The organism is Myxococcota bacterium (genome assembly GCA_041389495.1).
In the GTDB taxonomy this organism is placed as follows: Bacteria; Myxococcota_A; UBA9160; order UBA9160; family UBA4427; genus JAWKRT01.
The window spans coordinates 1-14895 of the sequence record JAWKRT010000007.1; the positions used below are offsets into that span (position 1 = coordinate 1).

Below are 14895 nucleotides of genomic sequence, written 5' to 3' on the forward strand. Positions count from 1 at the left end.
ACTGCGAGCCGGCGGCGGTCTTGATCTCGACCGGGCCCGGCCGCAGCGCCGAGAGGAACCGCTCGTGCTGCTCGAGCACGCCGAAGTCGCCTTCGGTACCCGGGAGCACGACCTGCTCGACGGCGCCGTCGAAGGCCTGGCCGGTCGGCGTCACGACGGTGAGGTGCAGACCCATGGCCTACGCCATGCCCTCCGCCTTCTTGATGGCGTCCTCGATCGTTCCGACCATGTAGAAGGCCTGCTCGGGCAGCGCGTCGTGCTTGCCCTCGAGGATCTCCTTGAAGCCGCGGATCGTGTCCTCGAGCCGCACGTAGACACCGGGCGTTCCCGTGAACTGCTCCGCGACGTGGAAGGGCTGCGAGAAGAAGCGCTCGATCCGGCGCGCGCGGGCGACCGTCAGCTTGTCCTCCTCGCTGAGCTCGTCCATGCCGAGGATGGCGATGATGTCCTGCAGGTCCTTGTACTTCTGCAGCGTCGCCTGCACCTGCCGCGCGACCGTGTAGTGCTCGTGGCCGACGACCTGCGGGTCGAGGATGCGGCTCGTCGAGTCGAGCGGATCGACCGCGGGGTAGATGCCGAGCTCCGAGATGCGGCGCGAGAGCACCGTCGTCGCGTCGAGGTGCGTGAACGCCGTCGCCGGGGCCGGGTCGGTCAGGTCGTCGGCGGGCACGTAGATCGCCTGCACCGACGTGATCGACCCCTTCTTCGTCGACGTGATGCGCTCCTGCAGCTCGCCCATGTCCGTCGACAACGTCGGCTGGTAGCCCACCGCGGACGGGATGCGGCCGAGCAGCGCCGACACCTCCGAGCCCGCCTGCGTGAAGCGGAAGATGTTGTCGATGAACAGGAGCACGTCCTTGCCCTCGACGTCGCGGAAGTACTCGGCGACGGTGAGCGCCGAGAGCGCGACGCGGGCGCGGGCGCCCGGCGGCTCGTTCATCTGCCCGTACACGAGCGCGGCCTTCTGGAGCACGGTGGTGCCGTCGGAGAGCACCGAGTCCTCCATCTCGTGCCAGAGGTCGTTGCCCTCGCGCGTGCGCTCGCCGACCCCGCCGAACACGGAGTAGCCCGAGTGCTCCTTCGCGATGTTGTTGATGAGCTCCATGATGACGACCGTCTTGCCGACGCCGGCGCCGCCGAACAGGCCGATCTTCCCGCCCTTCTGGTAGGGCGCGATCAGGTCGACGACCTTGATGCCCGTCTCGAAGGCCTCGACCGAGGTCGCCTGGTCGACGTACTCCGGTGCGGCGCGGTGGATCGGGTGCTCCGCGTCGGCGCCGACGGGGCCGCGCTCGTCCACCGGCTCGCCGATCACGTTGATGATGCGTCCGAGCGTCTTCGGGCCCACCGGCACCTTGATCGGCGACCCGGTGTTCTTCACTTCCTGGCCGCGCATCAGGCCGTCGGTGCCGTCCATCGCGATGCAGCGCACCGTGTTCTCGCCGAGGTGCTGGGCGACCTCGACGACGAGGTTGTCCGGCCGGTCGTCGATCGCCGCGTTCGTCGTGCGAAGCGCGGTGTTCACCTCGGGCAGCGCGCCGGGCGGGAACTCCACGTCCACGACGGGACCCATCACCTGCACGATCTTGCCATTCTGCGACATGCCTGTTCTCCGTGGCCTCCGGTGCGCGGGCGTGCGGCGCCGCGCCCGGGGCGCGTTAGTCGAGCGCCTGCGCGCCGCTGACGATCTCGACGAGTTCCTTGGTGATCGCGGCCTGGCGCGCGCGGTTGTACTGCAGCGTCAGGGACTCGATCAGGTCCTTCGTGTTGCGCGTGGCGCTCTCCATCGCCGTCATGCGCGCGGCGTGCTCGCCCGCCTGGTTCTCGAGCGCCGCGCGGAAGACCTCGACCTCGATCGCGCGCGGCACGAGCGTCGTCAGGAGCTTCTCGGCGTTCGGCTCGAACTCGTACGGGAGCGCGGCGCCCGCGCCCTCGGCCTGCTCCGGCGTCGCGAAGGGGAGCAGCTGCACGGCGACCGGCGTCTGCGTCATGACGGTCTTGAACTCGTTGTAGACGAGCACGACCTGGTCGACCTCGCCGCTCGCGTAGCGCGCGGCGAGCTTGCGGCCGATCGCGGCCGCCCACTCGTACTCGACCCAGCCCGTGCCGACCTCGATGGCCTCGCGCAGCGCGCTCGCGTGGCGCCGGCGCACGTGGTCCGCCCCCTTGCGGCCGATCGCCGTGATCGACAGCGCGTCGATGCCGTGGCGCCGCTCGGCGATCCAGGCGTCGGCGCGCTTCGCCGCGCCGGCGTTGAACGCGCCGGCGAGGCCGCGATCCGACGTGAGCACGACGAGCTCGACGTTGTGGATCTCGTTGCGCGCCGCGAGCAGCGGGTGCTCGACGTCCGTCCCCGCCGCCGCGACCTCCGCGACCGTCTGCCGCATGCGCTCGGCGTAGGGACGCGCCTTCTTGATCGCCTGCTCCGCGCGCCGCAGCTTCGCCGCCGCGACCATGCGCATCGCCGACGTGATCTGCTGCGTCTTCTGGACGCTGCCGATCCGGCGCTTGATGTCCTTGAGGCTCGGCACCGTCAGGCGGCCTCGCTCGAGGCGGGCGCGCGGCTCGGCTGGAAGACGTTCGCGAACGCGTCGAGCGCCGCGTCGAGCTTCGCCTTCGTGGCGTCCGAGAGCACCTTCGTCTCGCGGATGTCCGCCAGCACGGCCGCGTGCTCGGCGCGCAGGAACTCGAGCATCTCGCGCTCGTAGCGCCCGATGTCGTCGAGCTCGAGCCCGCGGATCCACGACTCGCGCGACTTCTGCGGCGTCGACGCGTAGATGGAGACGACCTGCTCCTCCATCTTGAGCGGCGAGTACTGCGGCTGCTTCAGGATCTCCGTCTGCCGCACGCCGTTCGCGAGCTGCTCCTGCGTCGCCTTGTCGAGGTCGGAGCCGAACTGCGAGAAGGCCGCCATCTCGCGGTACTGCGCGAGATTCAGCTTGAGCGTGCCCGCCACCGACTTCATCGCCTTCGTCTGCGCCGCGCCACCCACGCGCGACACGGAGAGGCCGACGTTCACCGCCGGGCGCACGCCCGAGTTGAACAGATCCGTCTCGAGGAAGATCTGGCCGTCGGTGATCGAGATGACGTTGGTCGGGATGTAGGCCGACACGTCGCCGGCCTGCGTCTCGATGATCGGCAGCGCGGTGAGCGAGCCGCCGCCGAGCTCGTCGTTGAGCTTGGCCGCGCGCTCGAGCAGCCGCGAGTGCAGGTAGAAGACGTCGCCCGGGTACGCCTCGCGGCCCGGCGGGCGGCGGAGCAGCAGCGACAGCTGGCGGTACGCGACGGCCTGCTTCGAGAGATCGTCGTAGATGATGAGCGCGTGCTTGCCGTTGTCGCGGAACCACTCGCCCATCGTGCAGCCGGTGTAGGGTGAGAGGAACTGCAGCGGCGCGGGATCGGACGCGGTGGCCGCGACGACGATCGTGTAGTCCATCGCGCCGTGCTGCGTGAGCTTGTCGACCACCTGCGCGACGGTCGACTGCTTCTGCCCGGTCGCCACGTAGATGCAGAAGACGTCCGTGTCCTTCTGGTTGATGATCGTGTCGATCGCGATCGCCGTCTTGCCGGTCTGGCGGTCGCCGATGATCAGCTCGCGCTGGCCGCGGCCGACCGGCGTCATCGCGTCGATCGCCTTGATGCCCGTCATGAGCGGCTCGTTCACCGACTTGCGCGTGACGATGCCCGGCGCCTTCAGCTCGATGCGGCGCTGCTCCGCCGTCTGGATCGGGCCCTTGCCGTCGATCGGCTGGCCGAGCGCGTCGACCACGCGCCCGAGCAGCGCCTCGCCGACCGGCACCTGCACGATGCGCCCCGTGCGGCGAACGAGGTCGCCCTCGCGGATGGCGTGCGACTCGCCCATCACGGCGATGCCGACGTTGTCCTCTTCGAGGTTCAGCACCATCCCGTTCACGCCGTTCGCGAACTCGACGAGCTCGCCCGCGAGCGCGCGCTCGAGGCCGTACACGCGCGCGATGCCGTCGCCCGCGTTGAGCACGGTGCCGGTCTCGGCGACGTCGATCTCGCGGTCGTAGTCGCGGATCTCGCGCTTCAGGATGTCGGTGATCTCGCCGGGCTTGATGTCCATCGCTCAGGATCCCTTCGTGAGAGTGCTGCGCAGCCGTCCGAGCTGCGTGCGAACGCTGCCGTCGAAGACCATGTCGCCCACCGTGGCGATCGCGCCGCCGACGAGGCTCGGGTCGACCCGGATGTCGAGACGGACCTCGCGGCCCGTGCGCTGCGAGAGCGCGCGGCGCAAGCGATCCTGCTTGCGCTCGTCGAGCTCGCTCGCCGCGCGCACGTGCGCGGTGACGAGCCCGGACGCCTCGTTCGCGAGCCGCTCGAACTCCTCGTGGATGGCCTCGAAGTGCACGAGCCGGCGCTGGTCGATCAGGAACTGCAGGAAGTGCGCGACCGTCTGGGAGAGCCCTCCCTGCCGCGCGATCGCCGTCAGCACCGACTTGCGCTCCGACGCGCGGAAGCGCGGCGTGAGCAGCGCGTCGCGCAGCGGCTTGTTCTCGGCGAACAGGCTCGCGAGCTCGCCGAGCTCGCGACGGACCTCGGTCGTCGCGTTCGTCTCGCGCGCGAGCTGGAAGAGAGCGCGTGCGTAGCGGCGCGAAGATGCGGAGCCGCGCATGGCCTAGGCCCTCCCTCGGGCGCCGGTCGCGCCGTCGGCCTGCTCGACGCGCGCGATGAACTCGTCCATCAGACGGTCGCGGTCGCCCGACCCGACCTCGCGCGAGAGGATCCCCGCCGCGAGCTCGATCGAGAGGTTCGCGGCCTCCTCGCGAAGCGCGGACTGCGCGCGGCGCAGCTCCTGCTCGACGGAGGCCACGGCGTCGCGGCGGATGCGCTCCGCGGCGTCGGCCGCCTCCGCGAGGATGCGCTCCCGCTCCTCCTCCGCGCGGCGACGCGCGCTCGCGCGGATGTCGTCGAGCTCGCGGTCGAGGTCGGCGAGGCGCCGCTGCCACTCCGCGTTGCGGTGCTCGGCCTGCGAGAGCAGCTCGCTCGCCGACTTGATGTCGCCCGTGATGCGCGCGTGGCGCGCGCCGAACATCTCGCGCAGCGGCCCGCGCCCGAAGTACACGAGCGCGACGACGAGGATCGCGAAGTTGACGATCTCCGACGTCGGCAGGGCGGCTTCGCCGTGGCCGTGCTCGCCCTCGCCGCCGGAGGCGAGCGCGGGAAGCGCAGCCAGCAGCAGCGCGGCGACGCGACGCACGACGGGGGCGACGCGACCGAATCGGGAGGCGCGGGTCGCGCGGCTCATGCCACCGTCCTTCCGAGGATGCGCTCCGCGGCCTGGCGGGCGAGCTGCTCGGCCGCACCGCGCAGGCTCGCGCGCGCGTCGGCGAGCGACGCATCGAGCTCGCGGCGGCTCTGCGCGATCTCGCGCTCCGCCTCGCTGCGCGCCTCGCTCGCGATCTCGGTCTGCTGCGCGCGCGCGGCGTCGAGGTGCGCGCGGCGATCGCGGTCGCACGCTTCGCGCGTCTCGCGCACCGCCTCCTCGTAGCGCGCGAGCACGGCGTCCGCGTCGCGCTCGAGCTTCTCGGCGCGGCGGCGCGCGCCGGCGATCTTGTCCTCGCGCTCGTCGACGACCTTGAGCACGGGCTGCACGATGAGCGCGTTCACGACGGGGATGAGGAGCGCGAAGCCGACGACCAGCACGATGACGACGTTCCAGTCGTCGGGGATCAGCTTGAGCTGGCCCGCCGCGTGCGCGGCCGGTGCGGCGAGCGCCGTCGCAGCGCCGGCGAGCCACGCACCCGAGCCCGCGCGGCGAACGAACCGTCTGCGTGTCGTCACTTGCGGATGACTCCTGTCGGCGGGGCGAAGCCCGGCGCGCTCCGCTCGGAGCCTCGGCCGGGTCGGCGTTCGCCGCGCGCTCGGTCTCTCGTCGGTCCTCGTCGGTCCGTTCGCTCTCGCTCGCCGGCAGCGGGCCGCCTAACGTCGAGCCGGGTCGGAGGCGCGATCGCGTCGGCGCGATCGGCGGCAGCGAACGACTCTTCGGGAACGTGCGCGAGCACCTGGCCAACGCGTGCGGTGTCGAGAGCGAAGCCGCTCTCCGCGCCCTGGCGAGGCGGCGGCGATTCTTGCACAGGCGCGCCGAGATTCAAGGCACAGCGGGGAGCGAATCCGGCGCGGCGGCGGGGAGTTCGGGCAGTTCGAGGCGTTCGTTCCCGCTCGGCATGCGAAGCCGCCCGCGCACGCGGCATCCCTCGCGGAACACGACGCGCGGCGCGTCGATCGCTCCCACGACGGTCGCGGTGGCGGCGAGCTCCACGCGACCGCGCGCGACGATGTCGCCCTCTACCGCGCCCTCGACGCGCAGATCGTCGACGTCGATGCGACCCGCGACGCGCGCCTCGGGTCCGACGCGCAGCGCGCCGTCGGCGACGACGTCCCCGCACAGCTCGCCGAGCACGCTCGCCCGCCCGCGGAAGACGAGGAGCCCGACGAAGCGTCCACCGCGCGGCACGGCGACCGGCGCTTCGTCGCGCTGCGCGTCGGCGAGGCGGGGTGCAGCAGTTCGTTGCGGCGCCGCGACCGGCTCGCGCGCCGCGCGATCCGCCGCTGCGCGATCGGGGGTCGCGGAGTGGGCGGCTCGCTCGATCGGGTGCGTCTGCATGGCTGTCACCTCGGTTTCGCTCGTGGCCTCGCTCGGGGCCGATCGCGCGCATCGCGGCGCGCGCTCTCGCGATCGTCGCACGCGACCGCCCGCGGCGCGCGTGCTCGCGCCGCGGGTGCGGATCGCTTCAGCGCCCGCCCAGCAGGAGATCGGTGATCCGCTCCAGGTCCTCGTCGCCGAAGAACTCGATCTCGATCCGGCCTCGCTCGACCTCGCCGGTGATGCGGACACGCGTCTGGAGGCGCTGGCGAAGCTGCTCGGCGACGGGCTCGAGCGCACGGTTCACCGCGCGCGCGTCGCCATCGGACGCGGGCGGCGCATCGGCCGCGTCGGCGCGCGCGCGCTTGCGGGGTCGATCGGGGCCTGCGTAGTCGCGCGCGAGCGCCTCGCTCGCGCGGACCGAGAGCGCGTCGCGCAGGATGCGCTCGCGGAGCAGGCGCTGGCGCTCGGGGCTCGTCACCTGCAGCAGTGCCTTCGCGTGCCCCATCGTTAGGCGGCCGGCCTCGACGTCCTCCTGCATCTCGCGCGGCAGCTCGAGCAGGCGCAGGTGGTTCGCGACGCTCGAGCGGTCGAGCCCGACGCGCGCGCCGATGTCGTCCTGGGTCGCGCCGGTCGCCGCGAGCGCACGATAGGCGTGCGCGAGCTCGATCGGGTTCAGGTCGTGGCGCTGCACGTTCTCGACGATCGCGAGCTCGAGGCGGTCGCGCGGCTCGACGTCGGCGACGACGGCCGGAATCGTCTCGCGACCCGCCGCGCGCGATGCGCGCCAGCGGCGCTCGCCGACCACGAGCTCGTAGTGCCCGTCGCCCGCGCTGCGCACGACGACGGGCTGCAGGACGCCGTGGCGTGCGATCGATTCCGCGAGCTCCTTCAGGTGCTCGGGGTCGAACACGCGGCGCGGCTGGTCGGGGTTCGGGCGGATCGCGTCGACGGGAAGCTCGAGCGGGCCGGGCGCCGGTAGCGCCGGCGCGGCGGCGGCGCCGGGAGCAGCGGGCGGGCGCGGCGCGGGCGCAGCGGCGTCCGGCGTCCTCGCAGTCGGGATGAGAGCGCCGAGCCCGCGGCCGAGCGCGCTTCGCTTCGCGGTCATGCTTCGTCTCCCTCGTCCTCGGCGTCGCTCTCTGCGTCGTGCGCGCGCGACGGCAGCGCGAAGCCGCTCGCACTCGCGCTTCCGCTCGCGCGCGCCCCCGCCGCGAGGGGAGGTGGCGCGCTGCCGCCCGCCGGCACGTCGAGGCGCGCGAGCAGCTCGTCGGCGAGCTCGAGATACGCGAGCGCGCCCTTCGACTGCAGGTCGTAGAGCAGGATGGGCTTGCCGTGGCTCGGCGCTTCCGAGAGGCGCACGTTGCGCGGGATCGTCGTCTGCAGGACGCGATCGCCGAAGTGGGCGCGCACCTCGGTCTCGACCTGGCGCGCGAGGTTGTTCCGGCGATCGAACATCGTGAGGACGATGCCATCGAGCTCGAGCGCGGGGTTGAGACCAGAGCGCACGAGCTCGACGGTCTCGGTGAGCCGCGCGAGGCCCTCGAGCGCGTAGTACTCGCACTGGAGCGGGATCAGCACGCTGTCGGCCGCGGTCAGCGCGTTGAGCGTGAGGATGCCGAGCGAGGGCGGACAATCGATCAGGATCAGGTCGTAGAGGTCGCGGACGTCGGCGAGTGCGCGCTCGAGGCAGCGCTCGCGCGCTTCGGCCGTGACGAGCTCGATCTCGGCGCCGACCAGATCGGGGCCCGACGGGACCAGGTGCAGGTGCTCGAGCGCGGTCGCGCAGGTCGCGTCCTTCATGACGCACGCGCCGATCAGCGCGTCATAGACCTGGGTCTCCGGGTCGCGGACGCCGTACGCGCTCGATGCGTTCCCTTGGGGGTCCAGATCGATCAGGAGGGTCGGGTGCTCGGAGACCGCGAAGCTCGCAGCGAGGTTGACCGCGGTTGTGGTTTTTCCCACCCCACCCTTCTGGTTGACGATCGCGATGACTCGGCTGCGAGGCGGCATCGGCGGAACCTGGGCGCTCGGGATTCGCGGTCGGGGGGATGGCAGCGTAGGTACCACAGGCGCCGGATGCGCGCAGGGCGAGCCGCATCAGGTCGCGCGCGACAGCCAGACGGCGCGCTCCTCGAAGCGGCCAGGCGCATCGGGATCGGGTGTCCGGTAGCGACGCACTTCGATCGCTGACGTGCCCGCCGCACTCGTGGGAGGAGTGGCGTGGCCGGACGCCGGAATGCCGAGCAGGCCGCCGGGCCGAACCCAGCCGCGAATCATGGCGAGCACCTCGCTCGGTGGGCCCACTGCCTGGGCCAGGGCCACGTCGTGCGGGATCGCCTCGATCTCCTCGATCCGGCCTCGAAGCGGCGTGGCGTTCGCGATCTCGATCTCGCGGATTGCAGCCCGCTGGAAGTGGTGGCGCCGCTCGCGCGACTCGACGAGCGTGATTCGGGCCTCGGGCCGCAGGATGGCGATGGGGAGGCCCGGGAAGCCGGCGCCCGACCCGAGGTCTGCAAGCGAGCCGAAATCGGGGAGGGCCTCGGCGAGGCAGACGGCCGGGACCGCAAGCCGATCGGCAATGCGCTCCGGCTCGCGGTGCCCGGTGAGGTTCATTCGCTCATTCCACTGGGCGACCAGCAGCGACAGAGCGGCAAGCCGGCGTCGCGCTCCGGCGTCGACCGCGATTGCGAGCGACTCGAGCGACGCTTCGATTCGCGCATCGATCCGGTCGAGATCCCGAGCCACGGCGAGTCCTCGTCGGCGTCGTCCCGCGCCCGGGACGCTTGCGTTCCCCGTGGAACGCTCCAGAGCAGGTCGGGCGCGCCCCCTGCAGCTCTCGATACGCCCCGAATGAGAAAGGGCCGGCGGGCACCATCGCCCGCCGGCCCCTCATTCTTGCGCAGCCGCTCGCGCAGAGCTGCGCGGAACCTCCGGAATCCCGCGTTCCACGTGGAACCCGGAATCTCCGGATCGGACCCATCACCCCCCGTTGCCGGACTTCTCCGAGCTGCGAACGGCGTCCTCGTACTCGGGCGCTCCCTCCGGGACCACGAGCACCTGGCGATAGCGGCCGGAGCCCTCGCTCAACGTCGCGATTCCCTCCGCGTCGCGCAGCGCGACGTGGATGATGCGGCGGTCCTTCGGACTCATGGGGTCGAGTGCAACGGTCCGCCCGGAGTCCGCGGCGCGCTTCGCGGCGCGGTCCGCGAGCCGGCCGAGGAACTCCTCTCGCTTCTCCGATCGCCCATCCGCATCCACGATCACGCGGGGCGCATCGGCGTCGAGCTGCAGCGCCGCCTGGTTCGCAAGCATCTGGAGCGCGTCGATCGCGCGCCCATCACCCGCACTCAGGCGCTCGACTGCTTCGCCTCGGATCTGGAAGATCGTGAAGTCCCCCTCGGCGCTCTGCTCGATCTCGAACCCACCGAGCACCATGCGCTCGATGGCCCCGACCAGGAAGCGCCCCGCATCACTCAGCTCGCCGCGAACGGTTCCCTTCGACTCGCCGATCGGAGCGGAGGGCGCGGGCCCGGGCTCGTCGTCTTCGGCCGCTCGCGCTCGCGCACGGTCGCGACCACGACCGCCGTCGCGGTCCCGATCGCCGTCGCGATCGCGGCCTCCGTCGCGGTCGCGGCCCCCGTCGCGATCCCTCCGACCGTCCCGGTCTCTCCCGCGGCCGCGCTCGCGATCACCGCGGTCCCCTCGCTCTCCGCGCCCGCCGCGGTCGCGCCGGCCGCCCCTGTCGCCGCGATCTCCGCGATCGTCGGAGGCGCCGCCTCCCGCCGGTACGCGCGGCGCAGACGCCGGCGCCGCCACGACCAGCGCGCGGCCGGCCAGTCCGTGGACGGACAGCACGTCGAGCGTCGCGATCCGCAGCTCCGCGGCCTCGACGCCGAAGTATCGGGCGGCCTCCGCGACCGCGTCCTCGCGCGTCTCGGCGACGAACTCCCTGGGCTCTCTCTTGTGGTCGTACATCGATGACTCTCCCTCGTCGGATGCCGCTATGCGCCGTCTCTCAGGCGCCCGCCGGCTTCATGTTCCGCCCGATCCACCACTGGTGCGCGATGCCGAGGAAGTTGCTCAGCATGTAGTAGAGCACCAGGCCGGACGGAAACTGGTAGAAGAGCACCAGCATCATGATGGGCATCATCACCATCATCATGCGCTGCTGCGCGGGATCGGGGCCGGCGGGCTGGAACTTCGCCTGCACCGCCATGCTCACCGACATCAGGATCGGGAGCACGCGGAACGGGAGGCCGACCCCCGGAATCGTGAACAGGGATTCCGGAGCTGACAGATCTGTCATCCAGAGCACGAACGGCGCGTGCCGCAGCTCGATCGAGCTCTGCAGCGCGTAGAAGAGCCCGATGAACACCGGCATCTGCAGGAGCAGCGGCAGACACCCACCGAGCGGGTTGACGCCGCTCTCGCGGTAGAGCGACATCATCGCCTGCGACTGCTTCTCGCGGTCGTCTCCGTACTTCTCCTGGATCTCCTTCATCTGCGGCTGCAGCTTCCGCATCTTCTCCATCGACTTCATCTGCTTCTGGAGGATGGGAAGCGTCGCGACGCGCACGAGCAGCGTCAGCGCGATGATCGCGACGCCATAGTTCGGCACGATGCTGTACAGCGCGCGCAGCAGCCAGAGGAAGAAGTGCGTGAGCGGCTCGAGCCAGCGATAGCCGAGGTCGATCGACCGCTGCAGGTTCGCGCCGAACGCGAGCAGCTCGTTTTCGAGCTTCGGCCCGACGTAGCCCTCGAACTCCTGCGTGATGCGGTTGCCCGACGGCAACGCGATCGGCGCATAGCGGAACACGTTGACCGCCGACGCTCCGAACAGTCCGTCGCGCGCGGGCGTGCCCACTGAAGTCCGCGCGTAGATCGTCGCTGCACCGGCCGTGCGACGCGGTGCGAGCACGCCGATGAAGTACTTCGTATCGACGCCGAACCACTCGAGGCCGCCTTCGCCCGCCTCGTTCGGCTCGCCCTTGTCGCCGCCGAGCCCGAGGAAGCCGCTCGAACCCACGCTCTCGACGGCCACGCGACGCACCGAGCCGTCGTGCAACGTCACGAGCGAGAGCTGTCGATAGTCGTTTCCGTGCACCTGGTTCGCGGGCCACTCGACCGCGAACCGCGGCGAGAGCAGCTCGCCCGACGCGTTCTCGACCGACACCGAGAACTCGAACGCGTGACCGTCCGGCTCGAACCGGAACGTCTTCCGAACGGTGACGCCGCGCCGCGTGAGCACGAACGACGCTCCGTGCTCGCTCCGCTCTTCGACGGCGAAGGACGCGGCGCGCAGATCGCCGAGCCCGAGCTCCTCGAAGGGCGTCGCTCCCACGCGCACCGGCGCCGTCTCGGGCGCCAGGAGCAGATCGATCGGCGCCTCGCCCGGCGGGTCCCAGCTCACGTAGTCCGTGATCTCGTACGAGACGAGCACGGCGCCGCGACTGCTCAGGACGGCGCGGTAGTCGTCGCCGCGGATCTCGATCCGCTCCTCCGGTGCATCGGGAAGCGCCGGCGGCGCGCTCGCTTCGAGCGCCGGCGACTCCGCGACGGTGCGCGGGTCCGCTTGCGCCGCCGCGGCGTTCGCCTCGGACGCGACGCCCGGGGACGCGCCCTGTTCGACCTTCTCGGCGTCCGCACCTTCCGGTGTGCGCGACTGCTGGCTCGTCCACAGCGTGACGACGAGCAGCGACAGCACCACGGCGAGCAGGAAGTTCCGATCCAAGGCCTGACGCTCCTAGCTCGCTCGGCGCGCCGACGGACGCGCGGGAGGTACGGGATCGAATCCGCCCTCGCAGAGCGGATGACACCGAGCGATTCGAGTCGCGGCGAGTCGGCTGCCGCGCACGACGCCGTGCACCTGCAGCGCCTGCGACGCGTAGGACGAGCAGCTCGGGTGGAAGCGGCAGCGCGGCCCGAAGAACGGCGAGACGAAGCGCTGATAGACGCCGATCGATGCGCACGCCGTTCGAACGACAGCGTCGCCGAGACGTCCCCCCGCCGCGCTCACGACTGCGCCCGCGCGCGGCGCCGGAACATCGCGCTGAGCCGCTCGCCGACGACGTCGGGGCGGAGCTCCGCCGCCTCCCGCCTCGCGATCACGACGATGTCGAGACCCGCTTCGGGCACCGGAAGTGCAGACGCACAGGTGCGGAACCACGTGCGAACGGCGCGCTTCACGCGATTTCGCGCGACCGCGTTTCCGACCCTTCGACTCGCCGTGATGCCGAGACGCGCGCGACCGGTCGCTCGTGGCCCCGGTGGCGACAGCAGCACGACGAACTCGCGCGAGCTCATGCGCTCCGAGTTCGCGGACACCCGTCGGTAGTCACGCGACGAACGGAGGCGATCCGACCGCCGGAAACGGCCGGTACCCGAGCTCATTGCTATTTGGACGGCGTGGTCGCGGCCAGCCGCTTGCGACCCTTTGCGCGGCGCCGCTTCAGAACGTTGCGACCACCTGCGGTCTTCATTCGGGCGCGGAAGCCGTGCGTTCGACGGCGGCGGATTCGGCTCGGCTGATACGTTCGCTTCATGGTCTCGCGTCTTTCCCGGATCCCCGAGGTCGAGGGGATCGGTCGGCGTGGTCTCGCTGTGTGGATGGCGCGCGGCGATGGAGCCGCGGCCGAGCGCTCGGAACGGGTGCGCTCGAGAGCCCGCGGAGGATACCGGCGGCGCGGCGTGTCGCCACCCGAATCCGCCGCCGGTCGGCGCCTTCCAATCGCGTTCGCGACGACGTGCCGACGCCGCGGTCGTGGTAGTATCGCCGCCGCGAACCCCTCTGGCTCCGAGCCCTGCCGGGCAGGCGTCGGGAAGTCGCCACCCGGTCGGTCCCGCGCACCGAGCGCACCGAGAAGAACCTTCCTCCGATCGCGGAGATACGTGGGTTCTGTCGATCCGATCCGACGCCTTCTCCTACGACTTCCTCCTTCCTTCGAGAGAGTCGGAAAGAGAGGAGAGGCGAACGTGATCCAGAAGAACCGCAAGGAGATCATGCGGCCATGAAGCTCGTGATTGCGAAGAGTGAGCTGCAGAGGGGCCTGAACCGGATCCAGGCCATCGTCGAGAAGCGCAACTCGATGCCGATCCTCGCGAACGTCCTCCTCGAGGCCCAGGGCAAGGGCGAGGAGGGCTCGCTCCGCCTCGCCGCGACCGACCTCGAGGTGGGCATCCAGGACGTCCATCGGGCGGAGGTCAAGAAGGACGGCGGCCTCACCGTCTCCGCGAAGAAGCTCTACGAGATCGTGCGCGAGCTCCCCGACGAGCCCATCGAGCTCGAGGCGACCAAGAACTCGTTCCTCTCGATCCGCTGTGCGCGAGTCAGCTTCACGCTCGCCGGCACGGCGCCGGAGGAGTACCCGACGCTCCCGAGCTTCGCGCCCGAGAAGACCGTCGTGGTCCCCGCGGCCGTGCTCGCTGCGATGATCGAGCGGACGATGTACGCGGCCTCGCTCGACGAGACCCGGTACAACCTCAACGGCGTGCACCTCGAGGTGCTCGCGGACAGCGGCAAGCTGCGCATGGTGGCGACGGACGGCCACCGCCTCGCGAGCGTCGACCGCAGCTTCGGCGACGACGTGAGCGCGCTCGCCAGCGGCGTGATCATTCCCCGCAAGGGGCTGGGCGAGCTGAAGCGGCTCGTCGACGAGGACGACGCCGACGAGATCGAGCTCGCTTTCGAGGGCAACAGCGGTCTCGCGCGCAAGGGCGCCGTCACGCTCGTCATGCGCCTGATCGAGGGCGAGTTCCCGAACTACGGGCAGGTCGTCCCGAAGAACGTGACACGGCGGGTCACGCTCCCCGCCGAGAACCTCGCCCACGCGCTGCGCCGCGTCGCCCTGCTCTCCTCGGAGCGGAGCCGCGCGGTCAAGCTCGAGATCGGCGACCACAAGCTCGCCGTCTCGTCGAGCAACCCCGACCTCGGCGATGCCCGCGAGGAGCTCGACATCGACTACGACGGCGAGCCGCTCGCGATCGGCTTCAACGCGCGATACCTGCTCGACGTGCTCGGAGCGCTCCGCACCAAGGAGGTGACGCTCGGGTTCCAGGACGAGCTGTCACCGGCGAAGCTCGCACCGACCGACGACGAGGACACCCTCGCGGTCGTCATGCCCATGCGGATCTAGCCGGCGCGGGGGCTTTGCGAACGCGCTCGCACGAGCGGGCGCGCTCCGCGTCGCGAGTGGGCGCGAAAAGGCGAACTCGGAGCCTTTACGCGCACTTACCCTTCGACTACGCTCGCCCTCGCGCTCGCCCCGTCCCATCCTTAGAGGGCGGCTCCA

16 protein-coding genes are annotated in these 14895 nt (G+C 71.2%); 2 read left to right on the plus strand and 14 right to left on the minus strand.

Annotated elements, in window-relative coordinates:
* Positions 1–178: 178 nt before the first annotated feature.
* From atpD to R3E88_22020, 10 genes are all read right to left on the minus strand, one after another.
* Positions 179–1603: a F0F1 ATP synthase subunit beta gene (atpD, locus tag R3E88_21975; GenBank protein ID MEZ4219148.1), complete on the minus strand. Its 1425-nt coding sequence runs from the start codon at positions 1601–1603 to the stop codon at positions 179–181.
* Between the two features lie 55 nt (positions 1604–1658).
* Complete coding sequence (gene atpG, locus R3E88_21980; GenBank protein MEZ4219149.1) at positions 1659–2531, minus strand: ATP synthase F1 subunit gamma; 873 nt, start codon at positions 2529–2531, stop codon at positions 1659–1661.
* 2 nt (positions 2532–2533) lie between these two features.
* Positions 2534–4087: a F0F1 ATP synthase subunit alpha gene (atpA, locus tag R3E88_21985; protein ID MEZ4219150.1), complete on the minus strand. Its 1554-nt coding sequence runs from the start codon at positions 4085–4087 to the stop codon at positions 2534–2536.
* Between the two features lie 3 nt (positions 4088–4090).
* The gene (atpH, locus tag R3E88_21990) at positions 4091–4636 is read right to left on the minus strand and encodes an ATP synthase F1 subunit delta (protein MEZ4219151.1); all 546 of its coding nucleotides are present in this window, start codon (positions 4634–4636) and stop codon (positions 4091–4093) included.
* 3 nt (positions 4637–4639) lie between these two features.
* Entirely contained in the window at positions 4640–5269 is a 630-nt protein-coding gene (gene atpF, locus R3E88_21995) for a F0F1 ATP synthase subunit B (GenBank protein MEZ4219152.1), read from the minus strand.
* Positions 5266–5805 (minus strand): ATP synthase F0 subunit B, encoded by a 540-nt coding sequence (locus R3E88_22000; GenBank protein ID MEZ4219153.1) that lies wholly within the window; start codon positions 5803–5805, stop codon positions 5266–5268. Before R3E88_22000 ends, atpF begins: the two co-directional genes overlap by 4 nt.
* A 307-nt stretch (positions 5806–6112) precedes the next feature.
* Entirely contained in the window at positions 6113–6628 is a 516-nt protein-coding gene (locus R3E88_22005) for a polymer-forming cytoskeletal protein (GenBank protein ID MEZ4219154.1), read from the minus strand.
* Positions 6629–6755: 127 nt separating this feature from the next.
* Complete coding sequence (locus R3E88_22010; protein MEZ4219155.1) at positions 6756–7715, minus strand: ParB/RepB/Spo0J family partition protein; 960 nt, start codon at positions 7713–7715, stop codon at positions 6756–6758.
* A complete protein-coding gene (locus R3E88_22015; protein MEZ4219156.1) occupies positions 7712–8617 on the minus strand; it encodes a ParA family protein in 906 nt (301 codons plus the stop codon). The genes R3E88_22010 and R3E88_22015 overlap by 4 nt, the downstream gene beginning before the upstream one ends.
* An 87-nt stretch (positions 8618–8704) precedes the next feature.
* Positions 8705–9352, minus strand: a complete 648-nt coding sequence (locus tag R3E88_22020) for a 16S rRNA (guanine(527)-N(7))-methyltransferase RsmG (GenBank protein MEZ4219157.1) — start codon at positions 9350–9352, stop codon at positions 8705–8707.
* A 375-nt stretch (positions 9353–9727) separates the two neighbouring features.
* Here R3E88_22020 and R3E88_22025 point away from each other — a divergent pair, with 375 nt between their 5' ends.
* The gene (locus R3E88_22025; GenBank protein ID MEZ4219158.1) at positions 9728–10588 is read left to right on the plus strand and encodes a hypothetical protein; all 861 of its coding nucleotides are present in this window, start codon (positions 9728–9730) and stop codon (positions 10586–10588) included.
* Between the two features lie 34 nt (positions 10589–10622).
* On the opposite strand, the gene yidC is transcribed toward R3E88_22025, so the two are convergent.
* From yidC to rpmH, 4 genes are read right to left on the minus strand one after another with little or no spacing between them, the layout of a single operon-like run.
* On the minus strand, positions 10623–12338 hold the full coding sequence (yidC, locus tag R3E88_22030) for a membrane protein insertase YidC (GenBank protein MEZ4219159.1): 1716 nt from the start codon (positions 12336–12338) through the stop codon (positions 10623–10625).
* Between the two features lie 12 nt (positions 12339–12350).
* Entirely contained in the window at positions 12351–12566 is a 216-nt protein-coding gene (gene yidD, locus R3E88_22035; GenBank protein MEZ4219160.1) for a membrane protein insertion efficiency factor YidD, read from the minus strand.
* A 53-nt stretch (positions 12567–12619) separates the two neighbouring features.
* On the minus strand, positions 12620–12997 hold the full coding sequence (gene rnpA / locus R3E88_22040; GenBank protein ID MEZ4219161.1) for a ribonuclease P protein component: 378 nt from the start codon (positions 12995–12997) through the stop codon (positions 12620–12622).
* A gap of 2 nt (positions 12998–12999) precedes the next feature.
* Complete coding sequence (rpmH, locus tag R3E88_22045) at positions 13000–13149, minus strand: 50S ribosomal protein L34 (protein ID MEZ4219162.1); 150 nt, start codon at positions 13147–13149, stop codon at positions 13000–13002.
* Between the two features lie 465 nt (positions 13150–13614).
* On the opposite strand from rpmH, the gene dnaN reads away from it, so the two are divergent.
* A complete protein-coding gene (dnaN, locus tag R3E88_22050; protein MEZ4219163.1) occupies positions 13615–14739 on the plus strand; it encodes a DNA polymerase III subunit beta in 1125 nt (374 codons plus the stop codon).
* The last annotated feature ends 156 nt before the right edge of the window (positions 14740–14895 follow it).